The following is an 18,298-nucleotide window of genomic DNA, read 5'->3' as shown; positions in this document are numbered from 1 at the left end:
CCGTACGCCTTCTCGTACGGCTCGTACGGCTCGTACGGCTCGTGCCGCCGGTGCTCCCGGGTTCGCTCTCGCCGTCCACTGTGCCCACCTGCCCCTCGCTCCCCTCGCCGCCCGCCCTGGCGCGAAAAATTAGGTCCGGAACGACTCCTTGACCCCTGAGATTCGGACAGTGTAGACATCCCGCCAGTGGATGTTTACGTAAACATTGCCTAGCAGAAACCGTACGAGAAGGCGCCAAACCGCACCAGAAGCCCTGGAGTACTCGAGATGGCACACCGCACCCGTAAGAGAAGGCTCCTCGGCGCCATCGGCGTCACCGCCCTGGCGACCGGAACCGTCCTGGCCGCGACCACCCTGCCCGCCGCGCACGCCGAGACGACGTCTCAGGCCGCCGCGGCCGGGGTCACCGTCCGGCCCGACCCCTCCTACTCGGGGGAGAAGTTCGAGGGCTGGGGCACCAGCCTGGTCTGGTTCGCCAACGCCACCGGCGACTACCCGCCCGCGATCCGCGAGAAGCTCTACCAGCTGCTCTTCGGCGACGAGGGCCTCGCGCTGAACATCGCCCGCTACAACATCGGCGGCGGCAACGCCCCGGACGTCAAGGACTATCTGCGGGCCGGCGGGGCCGTCGAGGGCTGGTGGAAGGCGCCGGCGGGCACGACCCGCGAGGACGTCGACTGGTGGGACGCCGAGGACTCCGGCGACTGGAACAAGAACGCCGACAAGACGCAGCGCTGGTGGGTCGACCGCATCAAGAAGGACATCACCCACTGGGAGACCTTCAGCAACTCCCCGCCCTGGTTCATGACCGAGAGCGGCTACGTCTCCGGCAACTTCGACGCGGGCAAGGACCAGCTCAAGCCGGAGTCCGTCGAGGACTTCGCCGAGTACCTGGTGGGCGCGACCGAGCGGCTGGAGAAGGCGCACGGCATCGACGTCGACACGCTGGACCCGTTCAACGAGCCCAACACCGACTACTGGGGTACCAAGCTCGGCCCGGACGGCGAGCCGACCGGCGGACGCCAGGAGGGCGCCCACATAGGCCCCGAGATGCAGCAGAAGGTGCTGCGGGCGCTCGGACCCGTGCTGGACAAGTCCAGGTCGGACGCGAAGATCTCGGCGATGGACGAGACCAACCCGGGCACCTTCGCCACCAACTGGAACTCCTACCCGCAGGAGGTGCGCGACCTCGTCGACCAGATGAACGTGCACACCTACGGCACCGGGCAGCGTACGACCGTCCGCGACCTGGCCAAGGCCGCCGACAAGCCGCTGTGGATGAGCGAGGTCGAGGGCGACTGGGGCGACGGCCAGAGCTTCACGGACATGCGGCCCGGGCTGGGCCTCGCGCAGCGCATCGTCGACGATCTGCGTGAACTGGAGCCCAAGGCCTGGGTGTTCTGGCAGCCCGTCGAGGACTACGACAACATGAAGCCGGGCGGCGAGTCCGCGAAGGGCGGCAACTGGGGTGAGATCCAGCTCCCGTTCAGCTGCACGAAGACGGACACACTCAAGTCCTGCCCGGTCTACACGAACACCAAGTTCGACACGGCCCGCAACTTCACGCACTACATCAAGCCCGGCGACCGGCTGATCAAGACGAACGACACCTCCAGCACGGCGGCGGTCTCCCGCAAGGGCGACGCGGCGACGGTCGTCCACGTCAACAGCACGGCCGAGGCCCGTGAGGTCACCCTCGACCTGTCCAAGTTCGGCCGGGTCTCCTCCCGCGCCACTGTCACCCCCGTGGTGACGAGCGCCGACGGCAAGCTCGACCGGCAGAAGGCCGTCCGCGTCAACGGCAAGCAGGCCACGCTCAGCGTGCCCGCCCAGTCCGTGACGTCCTTCCTCGTCAAGGGCGTCTCCGGCACCGCCAAGGACGCGGCGGAACTGCGCAAGGGCCACACCTACCGCCTGACCGGCGCCCAGAGCGGCAAGGACCTCACCCTCGCCGACAACGGCACGGGCCTGGTCATCCGCAGCGCGAACGCCTCCGACCCGAGCGGTCAGGAGTGGAAGGTGGAGCAGATCCGCGGGAGCGACAACCGCAAGCGGTACGTCTTCACCGAGACCGCGTCCGACAAGCGCCTGGCCGTCCGGAACGGCGCCCTGGTCGCCGAGCCGGACGAGGGCCGCCGCGACAAGGCCACCGAGTGGATCATGTCCACCACCGGCGACGGCACCTGGACCCTCGTCAACGCCGCCACAGGTCAACTCCCGGACGTCTCCGGCCAGTCCACGAACGACGGCGCGTCCGTCGGCGTGTGGCAGCCCAACTCCGGGTCCAACCAGCGGTGGAAGCTGACGGATGTGACGGCCGACTAGCCCCGCCCCGCACATCCGCCACCGACGCCCCCGCCCGCCGCCACCACCCCTGGTGGCCGGGTCGGGGGCGTCGCGGCGAGGTGGGGGCGTGGGTCTGCCGCACGCTCCGCTGCTTGCCCTGCTCCGGCCGCCACAAGCCCCCCATGCGCCCTCCCGCACATGGCCTGTTGATCGCTTGTCCTCCCCGCCGCCCGGCAGCAGCATGCGGGCATGCGCTACTCGGTCAACATCCCGAACTTCGGTGACTTCGCCGACCCCCGGACCGTCGCGAAGGTCGCCGTGGCCGCCGAACAGGCGGGGTGGGACGGGCTGTTCGTCTGGGATCACGTGCTGCATCGCACGCACGCGGGCAGGCCGTTCGGGGACCCCTGGATGCTGCTGACGGCCGCCGCGCTCGCGACCTCGCGGATCAGGCTGGGCACGCTGGTCACCCCGGTCGCCCGGCGGCGTCCGCAGCAGCTTGCCCGGCAGGTGGCGACGCTGGACGCGGTGAGCGAGGGGCGGGTCACGTTCGCCGCGGGGCTGGGCGGGCCCATCGAGGACGAGTACGCCAGTTTCGGCGACGTCACGGACCCGAAGGTGCTGGCCGAGCGGCTGGACGAGGGCCTGGACCTGCTGCAGCGCTACTGGTCGGGTGAGCCGGTGAACCACGACGGGCGGCACTACCGGGTGCGGGACGTGACGCTGCTGCCCGCCACGGTGCAACGCCCCCGGCCGCCGGTCTGGGTCGCCGGTTTCTGGCCGAGCCGTCCGCCCATGCGCCGGGCCGCCCGCTGGGACGGAGCGGTCCCGCTGTTCCACGACGCCCGGCACGGTCATGTGCCCCCCGTCGAGCAGGTCCGGGACCTGGTCTCCTACCTCCGCGAGCAGCGCGAGGCCCGGCCGGACACGCCGTTCGAGATCGTCCTCGGCGGTGCGACGCCGGGCGACGACGCGGCCAAGGCGTGTGACCTCATCGGCCCGCTGGCCGAGGCGGGAGCCACCTGGTGGGACGAGCGGCAGATCCAGACCAGCGACGCGATCGACCGGCTCGAACCGGTGCTGCGCCGGGTCGAGCAGGGGCCGCCGCGGGTGTGACACATCGGCCGTGAGTGCTCACGGGAGTCAGCCGACCCGACCCGACCCGACCGCCGCGGGTGTGACACATCGGCCGAGAGTGCTCACGGGAGCCACCCCACCCCACCCCACCCGACCCGCCCCGCCCGATCAGCCCTGCTCCACCCCTTCCACCATCCGCAACGCCCGCCTGACCGTCTCCGCCAGCGACGGCCCCGCCGCCCTCTCGGACCGCAGCGCCCACTCCTCCACCGCGACGCGCAGCGCGGTGTTCAGTACGCCCGCTTCGACCCGGACCGCGAGATCGTCGACGGGCCGGCCCGTGCGGTCGGCGATCATCTCGGCGAACGTGGCCTCCGCGTCGTAGTGCGCCTCCAGCCACACCGCGCGCAGCCCGGGCTCGTCGCGGCACAGCAGGAGGAGGGCGCCCAGGGTTCGCAGGCGGGGGGTGGTGTCGTCGTCGTAGCGGACGCTCAGGATCGCCTCGGCGAGTGAGCCGGGCTCGTGGCGGCCCTCCCGCAGATGGTCCGTCAGCAGTTCGAGGCCCGTGGTGAGCAGGGGGCGTACGCACTCCTCCTTGGAGCGGAAGTACCGCCAGAGCGTGCGCGTCGACACCCCCGACGCGGAGGCGATGTCCTCCGCGGTCACGGCCGCCACGCCCTTGGCGGCGAAGAGGCGGACCGCCTCCTCGGCGATCTCCATCCGCGTCTCGGCGCGCCGCCGCTCCGTCAGCGGTGGCCGCCCCGTGGCACCACCTGCTCGTCCGGCCATGCGCCCTCCTCGACTTGCCCTGCTCACCCTATTTTACGTCGCGTCGAGTCTTACTGGCGTGAAACGACCTAGTGGCACGACGCGTCTTTATGTCGCACTGAGACAGAAACCATTACTGTGCCTCGCACCGGGTCAACGTCACGAGCAGAGGAACGCCATGGGAGCCACGGGTCTGTCGGGCAAGAGCGTCATCGTCACCGGAGCCGCCTCCGGTATCGGCCGTGCCACCGCGCTGCGGTTCGCCGAGGAGGGGGCGAAGGTGGTGGTCGCCGACCTGAACGAGGAGGGCGCCAAGGGCGTCGTCGCGGCCATCGAGTCCGAGGGCGGAACGGCCGTCGCCGTCACCGGCGATCTCAGCGACGGCGCGGTGGCCGACGCGGTCGTCGCCGCCGCGGTCGGCACCTTCGGGGGCGTCGACGTCCTGGTCAACAACGCGGGCGTCATGGACAGCATGTCCGCCGCCGCGGACGTCACCGACGCCGAGTGGGAGCGGGTGCTGCGGATCAATCTCACCGCGCCGTTCCTGCTGACCCGGGCCGTTCTGCCGCACATGATCGCCGCGGGCGGCGGAGCCATCGTCAACACCGCCTCCGAGGCGTCGCTGCGGGGCAGCGCGGCCGGGACGGCGTACACCGTCTCCAAGCACGGGGTCCTCGGCCTCACCCGCTCCCTCGCGGTGATGTACCGGGACCAAGGCATCCGCGCCAACGCCATAGCCCCGGGCGGCACGGCCACCGACATCACGGCCGATGTCCGCATCGACGCCGAGGCCCATGGACCGTCCGTCGTCGGCCGGCACTTCGTCAACATGGGCCGCATCTGCGCACCGGAGGAGCAGGCCGCCGCCATCGTCTATCTCGCCTCCGACGCGGCGAGCGGCGTCAACGGCGTCGTCCTGCCGGTGGACAACGCCTGGGCCGCCGTCTGACCTCACCCGACCCCTCACCCACGGCACCGCGAGAGGAAGAGGACTTCATGTCCACCCCCCACACCCCCGTGTCAGACCTGGACTTCGACCCGGACGCCCTGCGCGAGCGCTACCGCGCCGAGCGCGACCGGCGGATCCGCCCGGACGGCAACCGCCAGTACCGCCGTACCGCAGGCGAGTTCGGCCGCTTCGACGAGGACCCGCACGCCGAGCCCGGATTCACCCGGGAGCCCCTGCACGACCACGTCGAGGTGGTGGTCGTCGGCGGCGGATTCGGCGGACTGCTCGCCGCCGCGCGGCTGCGCCAGGCGGGCCTGCGGGACATCCGGATCATCGAGAAGGGCGCCGACGTCGGCGGCACCTGGTACTGGAACCGGTACCCGGGGATCCACTGCGACATCGAGTCGTACGTCTACCTGCCCCTGCTGGAGGAGCTCGGCTACGTCCCGAAGTGGAAGTACGCGCCGGGCGAGGAGATCCGGGAGCACGCCGAGGCCATCGCACGGCACTTCGACCTCTACCGCGACGCCTGTCTGCGGACGCAGGTGAGCGAACTGCGCTGGGACGACGCCGAGTCCGTGTGGGTCGTCGCCACCGACCGCGGCGACCGGATGACCGCGCGGCACGTCGTCGTGGCGACCGGCCTGCTCAGCCAGCCCAAACTGCCCGGCATCGAAGGCATCGAGACCTTCAAGGGGCACATGTTCCACACCAGCCGCTGGGACTACGACTACACCGGCGGCGACGCGAACGGCGGTCTGACCGGGCTCGCCGACAAGCGCGTGGCCCTCATCGGTACGGGCGCCACGGCCATCCAGGTCGTCCCGCACCTCGGCCGGGACGCGCGGCAGCTCTACGTGTTCCAGCGCACCCCGTCCTCCGTGGACGTACGCGGACAGCGCCCCACGGACCCCGAGTGGGCCGGCTCGCTGAAGCCCGGCTGGGCCCGGGAGCGCAGGGACAACTTCCTCGCGGTCGTCACGGGCGGCCGGGCCGAGCAGGACCTGGTCGCCGACGGCTGGACCAGCAGCGCCCGCCTCCAGCAGAAGCTCATCCCGACCAACAACTACGACGCCCTCACGCCCGAGGAGCGCGAGCGTCTGGAGGAGATCGCCGACTTCCAGAAGATGAACGAGCTGCGGGCCCGGGTGGAGAGCGTCGTCGAGGACCCGGCGACGGCCGAGAAGCTCAAGCCCTGGTACCGCTACATGTGCAAGCGGCCCACCTTCAGCGACCTGTACCTGGAGACCTTCAACCGGCCGAACGTCACCCTCGTCGACACGGCCGACCACGGCGGCGTCGAGCGCTTCACCGAGCACTCCGTCGTGGTGGGCGGGGTGGAGTACGAGGTCGACTGCGTCGTCTTCGGCACCGGCTTCGAGGTCGGCGTCTCCGGGCTGCTGTCCGGGCAGCTCCCCGCGTACGGCAGGGACGGCACCGCCCTGCTGGACTCCTGGCGGAAGACCGGCCCGCGCACCCTGCACGGCTTCTACAGCCGGGGTTTCCCCAACCTGTTCATGCTCGGCTCCGTGCAGAGCGCCAGCTCCGTGAACTACGTGCACGTCCTGGACGAACAGGCCACCCATGTCGCCGAGGTGATCGCCGAGGCGGTGAAGCGCCAGGCGCCGTGCGTGGAGCCGTCGGCCGAGGCGGAGGCCGACTGGGGCGACACGATCCGGCAGAAGTCGGCGGACCTGTACGCCTTCCAGTCCGAGTGCACCCCCGGCTACTACAACGCCGAGGGCATGCCCAGGCCGCGCAGCGAGTCCTACGGCGACGGCCCGGTTGCGTTCTACGAGCTGATCAGACGCTGGCGCGCGGAGGGCGGCATGGACGAGGTGCTGGGGTCGTGACGGGCGGTCCGAGCAGGTACGACGCGAGTGAGCTGCGCAGTCCCGGCCGACAGGCCACGCGCCTCAACTCACCGAACCCGCTGTGGGGTTCCAACGGCGTGGCGTTCGGCCCGGACGGGCGGCTGTACGTCGCCCAGTTCCTCGCCGGGAAGATCAGCGCCGTGGACCCGGCGACCGGGGACGTCGAGGTCGTCGTCCCGATGGACAGCCCCGTCGAGTCGCCCGACGACCTGGCCTTCGGGGCGGACGGCTCGATGTACATCGCCGACCTGGTCCCCGGCCGGGTCTGGCGCCGCGGCCCGGAGGGGGAGTACAGCCTCGTCTCCGAGGAGGTGCAGGTCCCCAACGGCATCACCTGCGTCGGCGACCGGCTCTTCGTCAACGAGATGAAGATGAACGGCCGGCTGCTGGAGCTCTTCCCCGACGGCGGCGACCCGGTCGTCCTCACCGACGGGCTGGCCTTCGGCAACGCGATGCAGCTCGGCCCGGACGGCTGCCTCTACTACCCGCACATGATCAGCAGACAGGTCTGGCGCATCCCCCCGGACGGCGGGGTGCCCGAGGTGGTCGCCGAGGACGTCCACGACCCGGTTGCGGTCCGCTTCGACCTGGGCGGCGTCCTCCACGTCCTCTCGCGCGGCCCCGAGGGCATCGTCACCCGCGTCGACCTGCACGGCACGGGCACGCGCTCGCTGGTCACCAGCGGGGTGACGGGCCTGGACAACGCCGCGTTCGACGCGGAGAACCGTATGTTCGTCTCCAGCTTCGCCAGCGGCGGCATCACGGAACTGGAGCCTGACGGCCGTACCCGCCCGATCGTGCCCCGGGGCCTGGACGGGCCCTACGGCGTGACGATCGACCTCGGCGGCAGGGTGTACGCGGCCGACCACTACCGGCTGGCCCGCCCGGACCACCCCGACGAGAGCGGCTCGGGCGATGTCGCCACGGAGATCCTCCAGCCCTTCTTCCACGGCATCACGGCCGACGGCGAACTCCTGCACACCACCTCGCAGTTCGGCACCGTCCAGACCTACGACCCCGCCACCGGCACGACCCGACTCCGCGCGAACGGCCTGAACCAGCCCCAGGGCATCGCGACCCGGGCCGACGGCGCCCTGGTCGTCGCCGAGACGGGCGCGGGCCGGGTCCTCGCCATCGACGCGACCGACACGGTCGCCGTCCTCGCCGAGGGCCTCGACCACCCCGTGGACGTGACCTTCGACGCCGAGCAGCGCTGCTACGTCAGCGACGACCGGAGGGGAGCGGTCCTGCGCCTCGACGAGGACGGTGAGGCGGTTCCGGTTGCTGAGAACCTCGGCGCCCCGCAGGGCCTCGCCTTCCACGCCGGCGAACTCTTCACCGTGGACACCGAACACCGCCGCCTGTGGTCGATCTCCCCGACGACGGGCACGGCTCGCGTCGAGGCCGAATCCCTCCCGGTCGGCCTCCCGCCGGGCACCGCCCCCCGCTCGACCCCCGCCCTCTTCACCCACCAACTCCCGGGCCTGGCCCACCGCTTCGCGGGCCTCGCCGCCGCCCCGGACGGTTCCCTGCTGCTGTCCGCGAACGGGGAGGGGACGGTGGTGCGGTTGTCTCCGGTGCGGGGCGACGCATAGGGCCCGTCGAGGCGTGTCCGCCCCGGGCGAGTGGAGCGACTGGGCGTGCCCGAGGGCGTCCGGCCCGGCGGTCGCGGGCCCGACCGCTCCACTCGCCCGGCGCGCAGCGACCCGTAGCGACACGTGGACACACGAACGGGGCGGCCCGGAGCGCGGATCGCGCTCCGGGCCGCCCCGTCGGTGGTTCAGCGGCGGCGCCCCCGGGAGGGCCTGTTGCGCCGGGCGCGCGAGGCCGTGCCCGTGCGGGCGGGGCGGTTCTCGGCGGGCGGCGGGGCGAGGACGACCGGTACGCCCGACGGCGCCTGGGCGCCGGTGATGCGGTTCAGTTCGGCCGCGCCCGAGCGGACCCGGGTGACCTGCGGCGTGATGCCGGCGTCAGCCATCAGCCGGGCCGTCTCGCGCCGCTGGTGCGGCAGGACCAGCGTGACGACGGTGCCCGACTCGCCGGCCCGGGCGGTACGGCCGCCCCGGTGCAGATAGTCCTTGTGGTCGCCGGGCGGGTCCACGTTGACGACGAGGTCGAGGTTGTCGACGTGGATGCCGCGGGCGGCGACGTTGGTGGCCACCAGGACCGTGACCTCGCCGTCCTTGAACCGGGCCAGGGTCCGGGTCCGCTGGGACTGGGACTTCCCGCCGTGCAGGGCCGAGGCGCGCACCCCGACGGCGAGCAGCTTCTTGGCCAGCCGGTCGGCGGCGTGCTTGGTGTCCAGGAACATGATCACGCGCCCGTCGCGGGCGGCGATCTCCGTCGTGGTGGCGTGCTTGTCGTCGTCCTCCACGTGCAGCAGGTGATGCTCCATCGTGGTGACCGCGCCCGCGGACGGGTCGACCGAGTGGACCACCGGGTCGTGGAGGTACGTCCGCACCAGACGGTCGACATTGCGGTCCAGCGTGGCCGAGAACAGCAGCCGCTGCCCGTCGGGACGCACCTGGTCGAGCAGGGCCGTCACCTGCGGCATGAAGCCCATGTCGGTCATCTGGTCGGCCTCGTCCAGGACGGTGACCGAGACCCGGTCCAGCCGGCAGTCGCCACGGTCTATGAGGTCCTTGAGCCGCCCGGGCGTCGCGACGACGACCTCGGCACCGGCGCGCAGCGCGCTCGCCTGCCGGCCGATCGACATCCCGCCGACCACCGTGGCGAGCCGCAGCCGCAGCGCGCGGGCGTAGGGCGTGAGCGCGTCGGTGACCTGCTGGGCCAGTTCCCTGGTGGGCACGAGGACGAGTGCCACCGGCTGCTTGGGCTCGGCGCGCTGTCCGTCGATACGGGCCAGCACGGCGAGGCCGAAGGCGAGGGTCTTGCCCGACCCCGTGCGCCCGCGGCCCAGGACGTCACGTCCGGCCAGCGAGTTCGGCAGCGTCGCCGCCTGGATGGGGAACGGCTCCATCACGCCCTCGCCCTTCAGCGCGGCCAGCAGCCGCTCGGGCAGGTCGAGGTCGGCGAACGCCTCGACGGCGGGCAGGGCCGGGGTGACGGTGGCGGGCGGCGCGAATTCGCCGCCGGGCGCCGGGCGGCGCCGGTTGCCGCCGCGGCCCGCTCCCGCCGAACGGGAGGAATTGTTCCGGCCGCCGCCCCCCGCCCTGCGGGAGTGGGACGAACCGTTGTTCTTGCGAGCGGTGCGATCCAAGGGGATCCTTCCTCGATGCGGCACGTATCGGGGAATTCCGGAGGTCAGACAGCCTCTGTGGGGCCGCACCAGGATTCGCAAGACTGAGCCGGGTATGAAATGAAACGTGCCAGGGCCCGCACCACAAGGGTGCGGGCCCCGGTCACGTCGAACGCGTCAGCGTCAGGCGGGAACGATGTTCTCGGCCTGCGGGCCCTTCTGGCCCTGCGTGACGTCGAAGGTCACCTTCTGGCCTTCCTGAAGCTCACGGAAGCCGGAGGTGGCGATGTTCGAGTAGTGGGCGAAGACGTCCGGGCCGCCACCCTCCTGCTCGATGAAGCCGAAGCCCTTTTCCGAGTTGAACCACTTCACGGTGCCGGTTGCCATGATGAATCTCCCTATGAGGGGCAGTACCCGAGATCCGCACTTTACGGACTCGGAGTCGCCGAAATGATCACCCTCGGAGAGATCCGAAAACCCTCGGAAACTAAAAAGAGTGCTCGTCGACGAAGGTCGATAGAGCACTCGAAGTCTCTGGGAACCAAAACTGCAACGCCAGCCAAGGTAGCACAGGTCGACTCGCATGGCCCGGGAATGTCGTCCCCGAGGCGGACCCGTGGGCCCGGTGTACTGCGTTCTCAGTAGTCCGGATTGTCGGCAGCCGCACGACGACGCGGGGGCCTTGTCGCGGACACGCTTGGCGGACGATCGACACCGGATGTGGAGACCTGCTGCCGTGGCAACTTTCCTGTATCGAGTGGGCCGTCTGGCCTTCCGGCGACGCTGGTACGTCGCCCTGGTCTGGGCGGCCGTCCTGGCCGCCGTGGGGCTCGGCGCCCTCAAGGCACCGGGGGCGGTCGACGAGGAGTTCTCGATGCCCGGCATCGAGTCCCAGAAGGCGTTCGACCTCATGGAACAGCGCTTCCCGGGCGCCACCGCCGACGGGGCGACCGCCCGGGTCGTCTTCATCGCGCCGGGCGGCGAGAAGGTGACCGCCGCCGAGAACAAGGAGGCCATCGAGAAGGCCGTGACCGGCCTCGGCGACGGCACGCAGGTCGCGAGCGCCGTCGACCCCTTCCAGGCGAAGACGATCAGCAAGGACGGCACGACGGCCTTCGCGACCGTCACGTACAAGGTCAAGTCCACCGACCTCACCGACGCCAGCCGGACCCATCTGGAGCACACCGTCGAGGGGGCCCGGGATGCCGGGCTGACGGTGGAGGCGGGCGGCACCGCGCTGGCCGCCGAGACCGGTCCAGGCGGCATGGCCGAGGTGATCGGCGTCGCGATCGCCGCCGTCGTCCTGCTCGTCACCTTCGGCTCGCTGGCCGCCGCCGGGCTGCCCCTGCTGACCGCCGTGATCGGCGTCGGCGTCAGCATGGCCACGATCCTCGCCCTGGCGAGCGCCCTCGGCCTGTCCACCACCACCGGCACCCTGGCGATGATGCTGGGCCTGGCCGTAGGCATCGACTACGCCCTGTTCGTGGTGTCCCGCTACCGGGAGGAGCGCGCCAAGGGCGCAGCGCCGCAGGAGGCGGTCGGCATGGCCGTCGGCACGGCCGGGTCCGCGGTGGTCTTCGCCGGGCTCACCGTCGTCATCGCGCTGGCCGGGCTCGCCGTGGTCGGCATCCCGATGCTCACCAAGATGGGCCTGGCCGCGGCGGGCGCGGTCGTCGTCGCCGTACTGATCGCGCTGACCCTCGTCCCGGCGTTCCTCGGCTTCTGGCCGAACGCGGTGCTGCCCCGCAAGGCCCGCAAGAGCGGCCGGATCGAGCAGAGCACCGAGACCAACGGCGGCGCCCGCTGGGCCCGGTTCGTGCTGCGCCGCCCCCTACCCGTGCTGCTCCTCGGCGTCGTGGGCCTCGGCGCCCTCGCGCTGCCCGCGGCCGACCTCCAGCTGGGCATGCCCGGGGACGAGGCCAAGCCGACCTCCACCACCGAGCGCCGGGCCTACGACGCGCTCGCCGAGGGCTTCGGGCCGGGCTTCAACGGGCCGCTGACCGTCGTCGTGGACGGCAAGGGCGTCGCCGACCCCAAGGCGGCCGCGGGCTCGATCGCCAAGGAGATCGGCGCCACGAAGGGCGTCGTGTCCGTCTCCCCGGCGCGCTTCAACGACGCCGGCGACACCGCCGTCTTCTCCGTCGTGCCGTCCACCGCGCCGACCGACGAGAAGACCAAGACCCTGGTGACGACCATCCGGGACGAGCGGCCCGGCATCGAGTCCGGCACCGGCGCGAGCTACGAGGTCACCGGCACCACCGCGATGAACATCGACATCGCCGAGAAGGTGCAGGCCGCGCTGGTGCCGTATCTGATCGTCGTGGTCGGTCTGGCGATCGTGCTGCTGCTGGTGGTCTTCCGGTCGCTGCTCGTCCCGCTCAAGGCGGCCCTCGGCTTCCTGCTGTCGGTGCTGGCCTCGCTCGGCGCGGTCGTCGTGGTCTTCCAGCAGGGCCACGGCGCGGAGCTTCTCGGGGTGGAGCAGACCGGTCCGATCATGAGCCTGATGCCGATCTTCCTGGTGGGCATCGTCTTCGGTCTGGCGATGGACTACGAGGTGTTCCTCGTCTCCCGGATGCGGGAGGCCCATGTCCACGGCGAGTCGCCCGCGCAGGCGGTCACGTCCGGCTTCCGGCACAGCGCCCGGGTGGTCGCGGCGGCGGCCCTGATCATGATCGCGGTGTTCGCCGGGTTCGTCGGCGAGAGCGACTCCATGATCAAGATGATCGGCTTCGGGCTCGCCGCGGCCGTCCTCTTCGACGCCTTCGTCGTACGGATGGCGATCGTGCCCGCCGTGCTCGCCCTGCTCGGCGACAAGGCGTGGTGGCTGCCGAAGTGGCTGGACCGGGTGCTGCCCCGCGTGGACGTGGAGGGCGAGGCGCTCAGCCGCCGGCCCGGGTCGGAGCCGGCCCCGGACGGCGCCCCCGATCTGGAACCGGCGCGGACCTGACCCACCCCCCACCAGGGCCGCCCGTGGCGAAGGACACGGGCGGCCCCTCGGGCGTTCCCGCCCGGAGTCGACCACGATGGTCCCCAGCCCCACCCACCGGAGAGCCCGATGAGTATCAGCCTGGACCGGCGCTACGCGGACCGCCTGGAGGAGTTCTCCTCCCGCCACCCCTTCCTCATCGACCTGGCGATGGTCCTGGCCCTGCTCGGCTGCACGGCCCTCGGCGGTTCGCTCACCATGCCGGGCGCCGCCCCACCGGACCAGGACATGACCGCCACCGCCCTGGCGGGCGTGGCCTGCCTCGTCCTGCTCAAGCACCGCACGCACCCGCGCGCCTGCGTCGTCGTCGCCGGGGGCTGCACGGTCGCCGCGATCGCGCTCGGCTACCTGGTCACACCCCTGCTGCTGGCGCCGATGATGGCGGCCCTCTACTGGCTGGCGGCGCTCACCGACCCGAAGTCCACCCGTGTCTACGGCCTCACCGTCGTGGTGGCCGTGACGCTCGCGGCCGTGTTCTCCGACTCCATGAACCACATCTCGCTGCTGCTGCGGACCATCGGCCCGATCTTCTGGCTGCTGCTGCCCCTCGCCGCCGGCAAGACGACCCAGCTGCGGCGCGCCTACCTCCAGTCGGTGCAGGCCCGGGCCGAACACGCCGAGCGCACCCGGGAGGAGGAGGCCCGGCTGCGCGTCACCGAGGAGCGGATGCGTATCGCCCGGGAGCTGCACGACGTGGTCGCCCACCACATGGCCCTGGCCAACGCCCAGGCCGGTACGGCCGCGCATCTCGCCCTCACCAACCCCGAGCAGACGCAGAGGATCCTCACCGACCTGACGGGCACCACGTCCTCGGCGCTGCGGGAGCTGAAGGCCACGCTCGGACTGCTGCGCGAGAACGACTCCGGCCCCGGCTCCGCCGCGCTGGAGCCCTCCCCGGGCCTGGGCCGGATGCCCGAGCTGGTCACGGCGTGCGAGTCGGCGGGCCTGCGCGTCACCGTCACGACGGAAGGGGAGCCGCAGCCGCTCTCGCCGGGCGTGGACCTGACGGCGTACCGGATCGTGCAGGAGGCCCTCACCAACGTCACCAAGCACGCCGCCGCCGAGGCCGCGCAGGTCCGCCTCGCCTACACCGGCTCCCGCCTGCTGATCACGGTCGTCAACGAAGGCCCCGGCAAGCCGGAGCCCGCCCGGGGCCGCGGCTTCGGCCTCGTGGGCATGCGCGAGCGCGCCCAGTCCATCGGCGGCGAGCTGTGCGCGGGCCCCCGGCCGCAGGGCGGTTTCGAGGTCACCACCGCGCTGCCGCTGCACGCCTCGCCCGACCTCGCGGAAGGAACCACGGCATGACCATCAGGGTGCTGCTCGCCGACGACCAGGCCCTGCTGCGGGCCACGTTCCGGATCCTCATCGACTCCTGCGCGGACATGGAGGTGGTCGCCGAGGCCTCCGACGGCGCGGAGGCGGTGGAGCTGACCCGCGCCCACCGCCCGGACATCGTCCTGATGGACATCCGGATGCCCGGCACCGACGGCCTCGCCGCCACCGCGAGCGTCTGCGCCGACCCGGAGCTGTCCGCCACCCGCGTCCTCATCCTGACCACCTTCGAGACCGAGGACTATGTCGCCGAGGCCCTGCGCGCCGGTGCCAGCGGCTTCCTCGGCAAGGACGTCACCGCCGACACCCTGCTGACCGGACTGCGCACGGTGGCCTCCGGCGAGTCCCTCCTCTCACCCGTCGCCACCCGCTCCCTCATCACCCGCTTCCTGCTGGCCCCCGCCCCCGGCACCCATCTGGCCCCGCCGGAGCGCCTCGCCGACCTCACGGTCCGCGAACGCGAGGTGATGGCCCTGGCCGCGGAGGGCCGGTCCAACACGGAGATCGCCGAGGACCTGACCCTCAGCCCGCTGACCGTGCGCACCCACATCCACCGGGCGATGACCAAGCTGGACGCCCGCGACCGGGCGCAACTGGTCGTCATCGCCTACCAGACGGGCCTCGTACGGGCGACGCCGCCGACGACGTAGGACGGGGAGGGCTACGGTCTGCCGTAGGCCGCCACCATGATGGCCTCGGCGACCTTGTTCATGCCCTGGCCCTTGGCGTCGGTGGAGTTGACGCTGTAGACGAGGGTGCGCGAGCCGTTGCGGGTGCTCGCGACGGCCGCGTTGTAGCCCCAGCGCCCGCCCGTCTTGCCCCACACCTCACGCCCGCCCAGCACCGTCATCGACAGGCCCGAGGAGTACGCGGCCTGCTTCCCGGTCTTGAGGTCGGTCACCTTCGGCAGGGCGAACATCTCCTCCAGCAGCGGCCCGCGCACGACCCGCCCTCCGAACAGGGCCCGGGTGAACCGCTCCAGGTCGGCGGTGGTCGACACGATGTCCCCGGCCGCCCACCCGTCCGTGACCCCCCACACGGACACGTCACGGAGCCCGACCGTGCCGTCGTCCAGCCGCATCCTCTGGTAGCCGCGGTTGTGCGGCCCGGTGATGCGCGGATTCTTCCCCGGGAAGTACGTGTCGCACAGCCCCAGCGGCTCGAGCACCCGCCGGGCGACCTGACGTTCGTACGTGTCACCGGTGACGCGCTCGACGATCAGACCGGCGATGGTGTAGCCGATGTTGAGGTAGTGCTGCCGCTCGCCCGGCGCGAACTCGGGCTTCTTCGACGTCGCCGAGCGGAGGATGTCCCGGGGGTCGTGGACCTGGAAGCGGTTCGCGTACCACTCCTCGACCGTGGTGCCGGGGAAGTCGGGGGCCGGGATGCCGTGCGTGTGGTTCAGCAACTGCCGTACGGTGACGCCCGCGTACGACGCCGGGATCAGCTCCGGCAGATACGAGCGGGCACCGCGGTCCAGGTCCAGCCGGCCCTCGGCGGCCAGTTGCAGGACGACAGCCGCGGTGAAGACCTTGGTCACGGACCCCGCGCGGAAGCGGGCGTCAGGATCGGCCGGCCGGTTGCTCCGCAGATCGTGCACGCCCGAACTGCCGCGCCAGCTTCCCTCGGAGCCTCCGACGCGTACGAGGGCCGCGGTCGCGTCGGCCGTGGGCAGACCGGCGAGGGCGGTGGCCAGGGCGGTGTCGGAGGACGGGGCGGACACCGCGGCGGTCGGGGCCGCCGGGCCGGACGCGGCGGCCGGGACCACCGACGGCCCCGCCACGACCACCCCGGCGACGAGCACGGCGGTGAGCAAACGGGTTCGGGTCATGGTCAACTCCGTTGATCGGAACCGGTGTTCGGGACGGCTCCCATCCTCCGGACCCGTGACGCCTTGCGGATCGCCCCGACGGGCGGTCCCGGCCGGTCAGTTCCTCGCCGACGCGGGGGAGGAACCGCCGAGGCCGCCTCCCCCGGGCGGGGGATCACCGGCCGCGATCAGCCCCGACTCGTACGCGCAGATCACGGCCTGGATCCGGTCCCGCAGCCCCAGCTTCGCCAGCACGTTGCCCACATGCGTCTTCACCGTGTGGTCGCTGACCACCAGCTCGGCGGCGATCTCGGCGTTCGACAGCCCCCGCGCGAGCAGCAGCAGCGTCTCCCGCTCCCGCCCGGTCAGCACGTCGAGCCGGGGATCGGGGCGGCGGGGCCGGGCGGCGGCGGGCCGGGTGTACTGCTCGACCAGCCGCCGGGCCACGGACGGCGCGAGCAGCGAATCGCCCCGGGCGACGACCCGTACGGCGTGCACGAGATCGTCCCGGCGTACGTCCTTGAGCAGGAAGCCGCTCGCGCCCGCGTGCAGTGCCTCGTAGACGTACTCGTCGGAGTCGAACGTCGTGAGCATCACGCTCCGGCAGTCGCCCGCCGAACTGATCGCGCGGCAGGCCTCGATCCCGTCCATGCGCGGCATCCTGATGTCGAGCAGCACCACATCGGGCGCGTGCCGCCGCACCGCGTCGACCGCCTCGGCCCCGTCGCCCGCCTCCGCGACGACCTCGATGTCCGGCTGGACGTCCAGGATCATCGCGAAGCCGCTGCGCACCAGCTCCTGGTCGTCGGCCACCACGACACGGATCGTCATCCCGCCACCTCCGCGGCGGCCGGTACGGGGAGGCTCACGCGCACCTCGAACCCCCGGCCGCCCGGGCCCGCCCCCGCCACGGCGGTACCACCGTGCGCCGCGGCCCGCTCGCGGACACCGATGAGCCCGTGCCCACCGCTGCGGGCCCCCTGGGGCCCGCGCCCGTCATCGGTCACCCTGACGACCAAGTCACCGCTCCTGTAGGTGAGTCGCACCGCGACGGTACGTGCCTCGGCGTGCCGGACGGTGTTGGTCAGGGACTCCTGGACGATCCGGAAGACGGTGGCGGCGACCGCCTCCGGCACGGGCCGGACGTCTCCCGCCGTCCCGTACGTGACGTCGAGGCCCCCGGCCCGCACCCGGTCGAGGAGCGCGGGCAGCTCCGTGAGCCCCGGCTGCGGCTCACGCGGGGCGGCGCCGTCGTCGTCGCCCTCCCGCAGCACGCCCAGCATCCGGCGCAGCTGGGTCATGGCGTCCCGCCCGGTCGCGGAGATCGCGTCGAAGGCGGCCTCCGCCCGCTCGGGCGCGGCACGCACCGCGACCGGTCCGGCCTCCGCCTGCACGATCATCAGGCTCACGGCGTGGGAGAGGATGTCGTGCATCTCCCGTGCGATCCGGGCGCGTTCGCGGGCGGCGGCCCGCTCGGCCTCGACGCGGTGCGCCCGCTGCCGGGCATCGGTGAGCCGCCCGAAGACATAGGCGGCCGTGAACACGATGAGGGTGAAGGTCAGTTCACGCACGGACCGGGTGTTGAGCCACACCCCCACCGGCACGGCCGCCAGCAGCACACCCGCGGTGAGGAGCCGCTTCCGCGCGGACGACAGCGCGGCGATCGTGTACACGACGACCAGCCCGGTGTACGGCAGCGGCTGCCCGGGCCCGTCCACGGACAGCCCGTAGAGCGCGCCCGCGGCCAGCACCGCGAAGAACACGGCGAGGGGAGCGCGCCGCCGCCAGACCAGGGGCAGCGCGGTGAGCGTGCTCAGCCCGTACGCGGCCCAGGTCGCGGGCGGCAGCCCGGCCGCGCGCGGCACGACGAACGGCATGGTCATCGCGCCCTGCACGAGCAGCGCGATACCGATGTCGACGACGAGCGGATTGGCGGCGGTCAGCGCCCGCGCCCGCTCCCACCACTCTCGCGGATCCCCGCGCAAGCCCCCCATGCCTCCACAAGGTATAGCGCCCC

Annotated in this window: 14 protein-coding genes; 8 read left to right on the top strand and 6 right to left on the bottom strand. The window is 72.1% G+C overall.

Going from position 1 to position 18,298, the window contains the following annotated elements:
* Nucleotides 1-267: 267 nt before the first annotated feature.
* Together KJK29_RS17795 and KJK29_RS17790 are read left to right on the top strand one after the other, a co-directional pair.
* Complete coding sequence (locus tag KJK29_RS17795; protein ID WP_215120146.1) at nt 268-2,325, top strand: glycoside hydrolase; 2,058 nt, start codon at nt 268-270, stop codon at nt 2,323-2,325.
* A 210-nt stretch (nt 2,326-2,535) separates the two neighbouring features.
* Nucleotides 2,536-3,402 carry an LLM class flavin-dependent oxidoreductase gene (locus tag KJK29_RS17790; protein ID WP_215120145.1) on the top strand — a complete coding sequence of 289 codons (867 nt, stop codon included), beginning with the start codon at nt 2,536-2,538 and terminating at the stop codon, nt 3,400-3,402.
* A 129-nt stretch (nt 3,403-3,531) separates the two neighbouring features.
* On the opposite strand, the gene KJK29_RS17785 is transcribed toward KJK29_RS17790, so the two are convergent.
* On the bottom strand, nt 3,532-4,152 hold the full coding sequence (locus tag KJK29_RS17785) for a TetR/AcrR family transcriptional regulator (protein ID WP_215120144.1): 621 nt from the start codon (nt 4,150-4,152) through the stop codon (nt 3,532-3,534).
* A gap of 157 nt (nt 4,153-4,309) precedes the next feature.
* Here KJK29_RS17785 and KJK29_RS17780 point away from each other — a divergent pair, with 157 nt between their 5' ends.
* Genes KJK29_RS17780 through KJK29_RS17770 form a run of 3 tightly spaced genes read left to right on the top strand, consistent with a single transcriptional unit; the run spans nt 4,310 to nt 8,549 of the window.
* Entirely contained in the window at nt 4,310-5,080 is a 771-nt protein-coding gene (locus tag KJK29_RS17780) for an SDR family NAD(P)-dependent oxidoreductase (protein ID WP_215120143.1), read from the top strand.
* Between the two features lie 47 nt (nt 5,081-5,127).
* Nucleotides 5,128-6,933 carry a flavin-containing monooxygenase gene (locus KJK29_RS17775; RefSeq protein WP_215120142.1) on the top strand — a complete coding sequence of 602 codons (1,806 nt, stop codon included), beginning with the start codon at nt 5,128-5,130 and terminating at the stop codon, nt 6,931-6,933.
* A complete protein-coding gene (locus KJK29_RS17770; protein ID WP_251057847.1) occupies nt 6,930-8,549 on the top strand; it encodes an NHL repeat-containing protein in 1,620 nt (539 codons plus the stop codon). Before KJK29_RS17775 ends, KJK29_RS17770 begins: the two co-directional genes overlap by 4 nt.
* 185 nt (nt 8,550-8,734) lie before the next feature.
* On the opposite strand, the gene KJK29_RS17765 is transcribed toward KJK29_RS17770, so the two are convergent.
* Together KJK29_RS17765 and KJK29_RS17760 are read right to left on the bottom strand one after the other, a co-directional pair.
* Nucleotides 8,735-10,174, bottom strand: a complete 1,440-nt coding sequence (locus tag KJK29_RS17765; protein ID WP_215120141.1) for a DEAD/DEAH box helicase — start codon at nt 10,172-10,174, stop codon at nt 8,735-8,737.
* Between the two features lie 162 nt (nt 10,175-10,336).
* Nucleotides 10,337-10,540, bottom strand: a complete 204-nt coding sequence (locus KJK29_RS17760; protein ID WP_003991681.1) for a cold-shock protein — start codon at nt 10,538-10,540, stop codon at nt 10,337-10,339.
* 349 nt (nt 10,541-10,889) lie between these two features.
* On the opposite strand from KJK29_RS17760, the gene KJK29_RS17755 reads away from it, so the two are divergent.
* From KJK29_RS17755 to KJK29_RS17745, 3 genes are all read left to right on the top strand, one after another.
* Nucleotides 10,890-13,100 (top strand): MMPL family transporter, encoded by a 2,211-nt coding sequence (locus KJK29_RS17755; protein WP_215120140.1) that lies wholly within the window; start codon nt 10,890-10,892, stop codon nt 13,098-13,100.
* A 108-nt stretch (nt 13,101-13,208) separates the two neighbouring features.
* The gene (locus KJK29_RS17750) at nt 13,209-14,444 is read left to right on the top strand and encodes a sensor histidine kinase (RefSeq protein ID WP_215120139.1); all 1,236 of its coding nucleotides are present in this window, start codon (nt 13,209-13,211) and stop codon (nt 14,442-14,444) included.
* Nucleotides 14,441-15,121: a response regulator transcription factor gene (locus tag KJK29_RS17745; RefSeq protein ID WP_215120138.1), complete on the top strand. Its 681-nt coding sequence runs from the start codon at nt 14,441-14,443 to the stop codon at nt 15,119-15,121. Before KJK29_RS17750 ends, KJK29_RS17745 begins: the two co-directional genes overlap by 4 nt.
* A gap of 11 nt (nt 15,122-15,132) precedes the next feature.
* Here the strand turns inward: KJK29_RS17745 and KJK29_RS17740 are convergent, their stop codons facing one another.
* The 3 genes from KJK29_RS17740 to KJK29_RS17730 all read right to left on the bottom strand — a co-directional run bounded on the left by KJK29_RS17740 (nt 15,133) and on the right by KJK29_RS17730 (nt 18,275).
* Nucleotides 15,133-16,302, bottom strand: coding sequence for a serine hydrolase domain-containing protein (locus tag KJK29_RS17740; RefSeq protein WP_215120137.1), 1,170 nt, complete (start codon nt 16,300-16,302; stop codon nt 15,133-15,135).
* A gap of 96 nt (nt 16,303-16,398) precedes the next feature.
* Nucleotides 16,399-17,112 carry a response regulator transcription factor gene (locus KJK29_RS17735; RefSeq protein ID WP_215120136.1) on the bottom strand — a complete coding sequence of 238 codons (714 nt, stop codon included), beginning with the start codon at nt 17,110-17,112 and terminating at the stop codon, nt 16,399-16,401.
* Nucleotides 17,109-18,275: a sensor histidine kinase gene (locus KJK29_RS17730; RefSeq protein ID WP_215120135.1), complete on the bottom strand. Its 1,167-nt coding sequence runs from the start codon at nt 18,273-18,275 to the stop codon at nt 17,109-17,111. Before KJK29_RS17730 ends, KJK29_RS17735 begins: the two co-directional genes overlap by 4 nt.
* Between the last annotated feature and the right edge of the window lie 23 nt (nt 18,276-18,298).

Source organism: Streptomyces koelreuteriae, assembly GCF_018604545.1.
Lineage (GTDB): Bacteria > Actinomycetota > Actinomycetes > Streptomycetales > Streptomycetaceae > Streptomyces > Streptomyces koelreuteriae.
Note: the sequence above shows the minus strand (reverse complement) of the source record. Positions and strands in the feature narration are given on the sequence as shown.

Coding starts and splice junctions, on each gene's coding strand:
- KJK29_RS17760 (WP_003991681.1), bottom strand. CDS start 10,540: ATGGCAACCGGCACCGTGAAGTGGTTCAACTCGGAAAAGGGCTTCGGC.
- KJK29_RS17750 (WP_215120139.1), top strand. CDS start 13,209: ATGAGTATCAGCCTGGACCGGCGCTACGCGGACCGCCTGGAGGAGTTC.
- KJK29_RS17740 (WP_215120137.1), bottom strand. CDS start 16,302: ATGACCCGAACCCGTTTGCTCACCGCCGTGCTCGTCGCCGGGGTGGTC.
- KJK29_RS17795 (WP_215120146.1), top strand. CDS start 268: ATGGCACACCGCACCCGTAAGAGAAGGCTCCTCGGCGCCATCGGCGTC.
- KJK29_RS17735 (WP_215120136.1), bottom strand. CDS start 17,112: ATGACGATCCGTGTCGTGGTGGCCGACGACCAGGAGCTGGTGCGCAGC.
- KJK29_RS17745 (WP_215120138.1), top strand. CDS start 14,441: ATGACCATCAGGGTGCTGCTCGCCGACGACCAGGCCCTGCTGCGGGCC.
- KJK29_RS17730 (WP_215120135.1), bottom strand. CDS start 18,275: ATGGGGGGCTTGCGCGGGGATCCGCGAGAGTGGTGGGAGCGGGCGCGG.
- KJK29_RS17785 (WP_215120144.1), bottom strand. CDS start 4,152: ATGGCCGGACGAGCAGGTGGTGCCACGGGGCGGCCACCGCTGACGGAG.
- KJK29_RS17780 (WP_215120143.1), top strand. CDS start 4,310: ATGGGAGCCACGGGTCTGTCGGGCAAGAGCGTCATCGTCACCGGAGCC.
- KJK29_RS17790 (WP_215120145.1), top strand. CDS start 2,536: ATGCGCTACTCGGTCAACATCCCGAACTTCGGTGACTTCGCCGACCCC.
- KJK29_RS17775 (WP_215120142.1), top strand. CDS start 5,128: ATGTCCACCCCCCACACCCCCGTGTCAGACCTGGACTTCGACCCGGAC.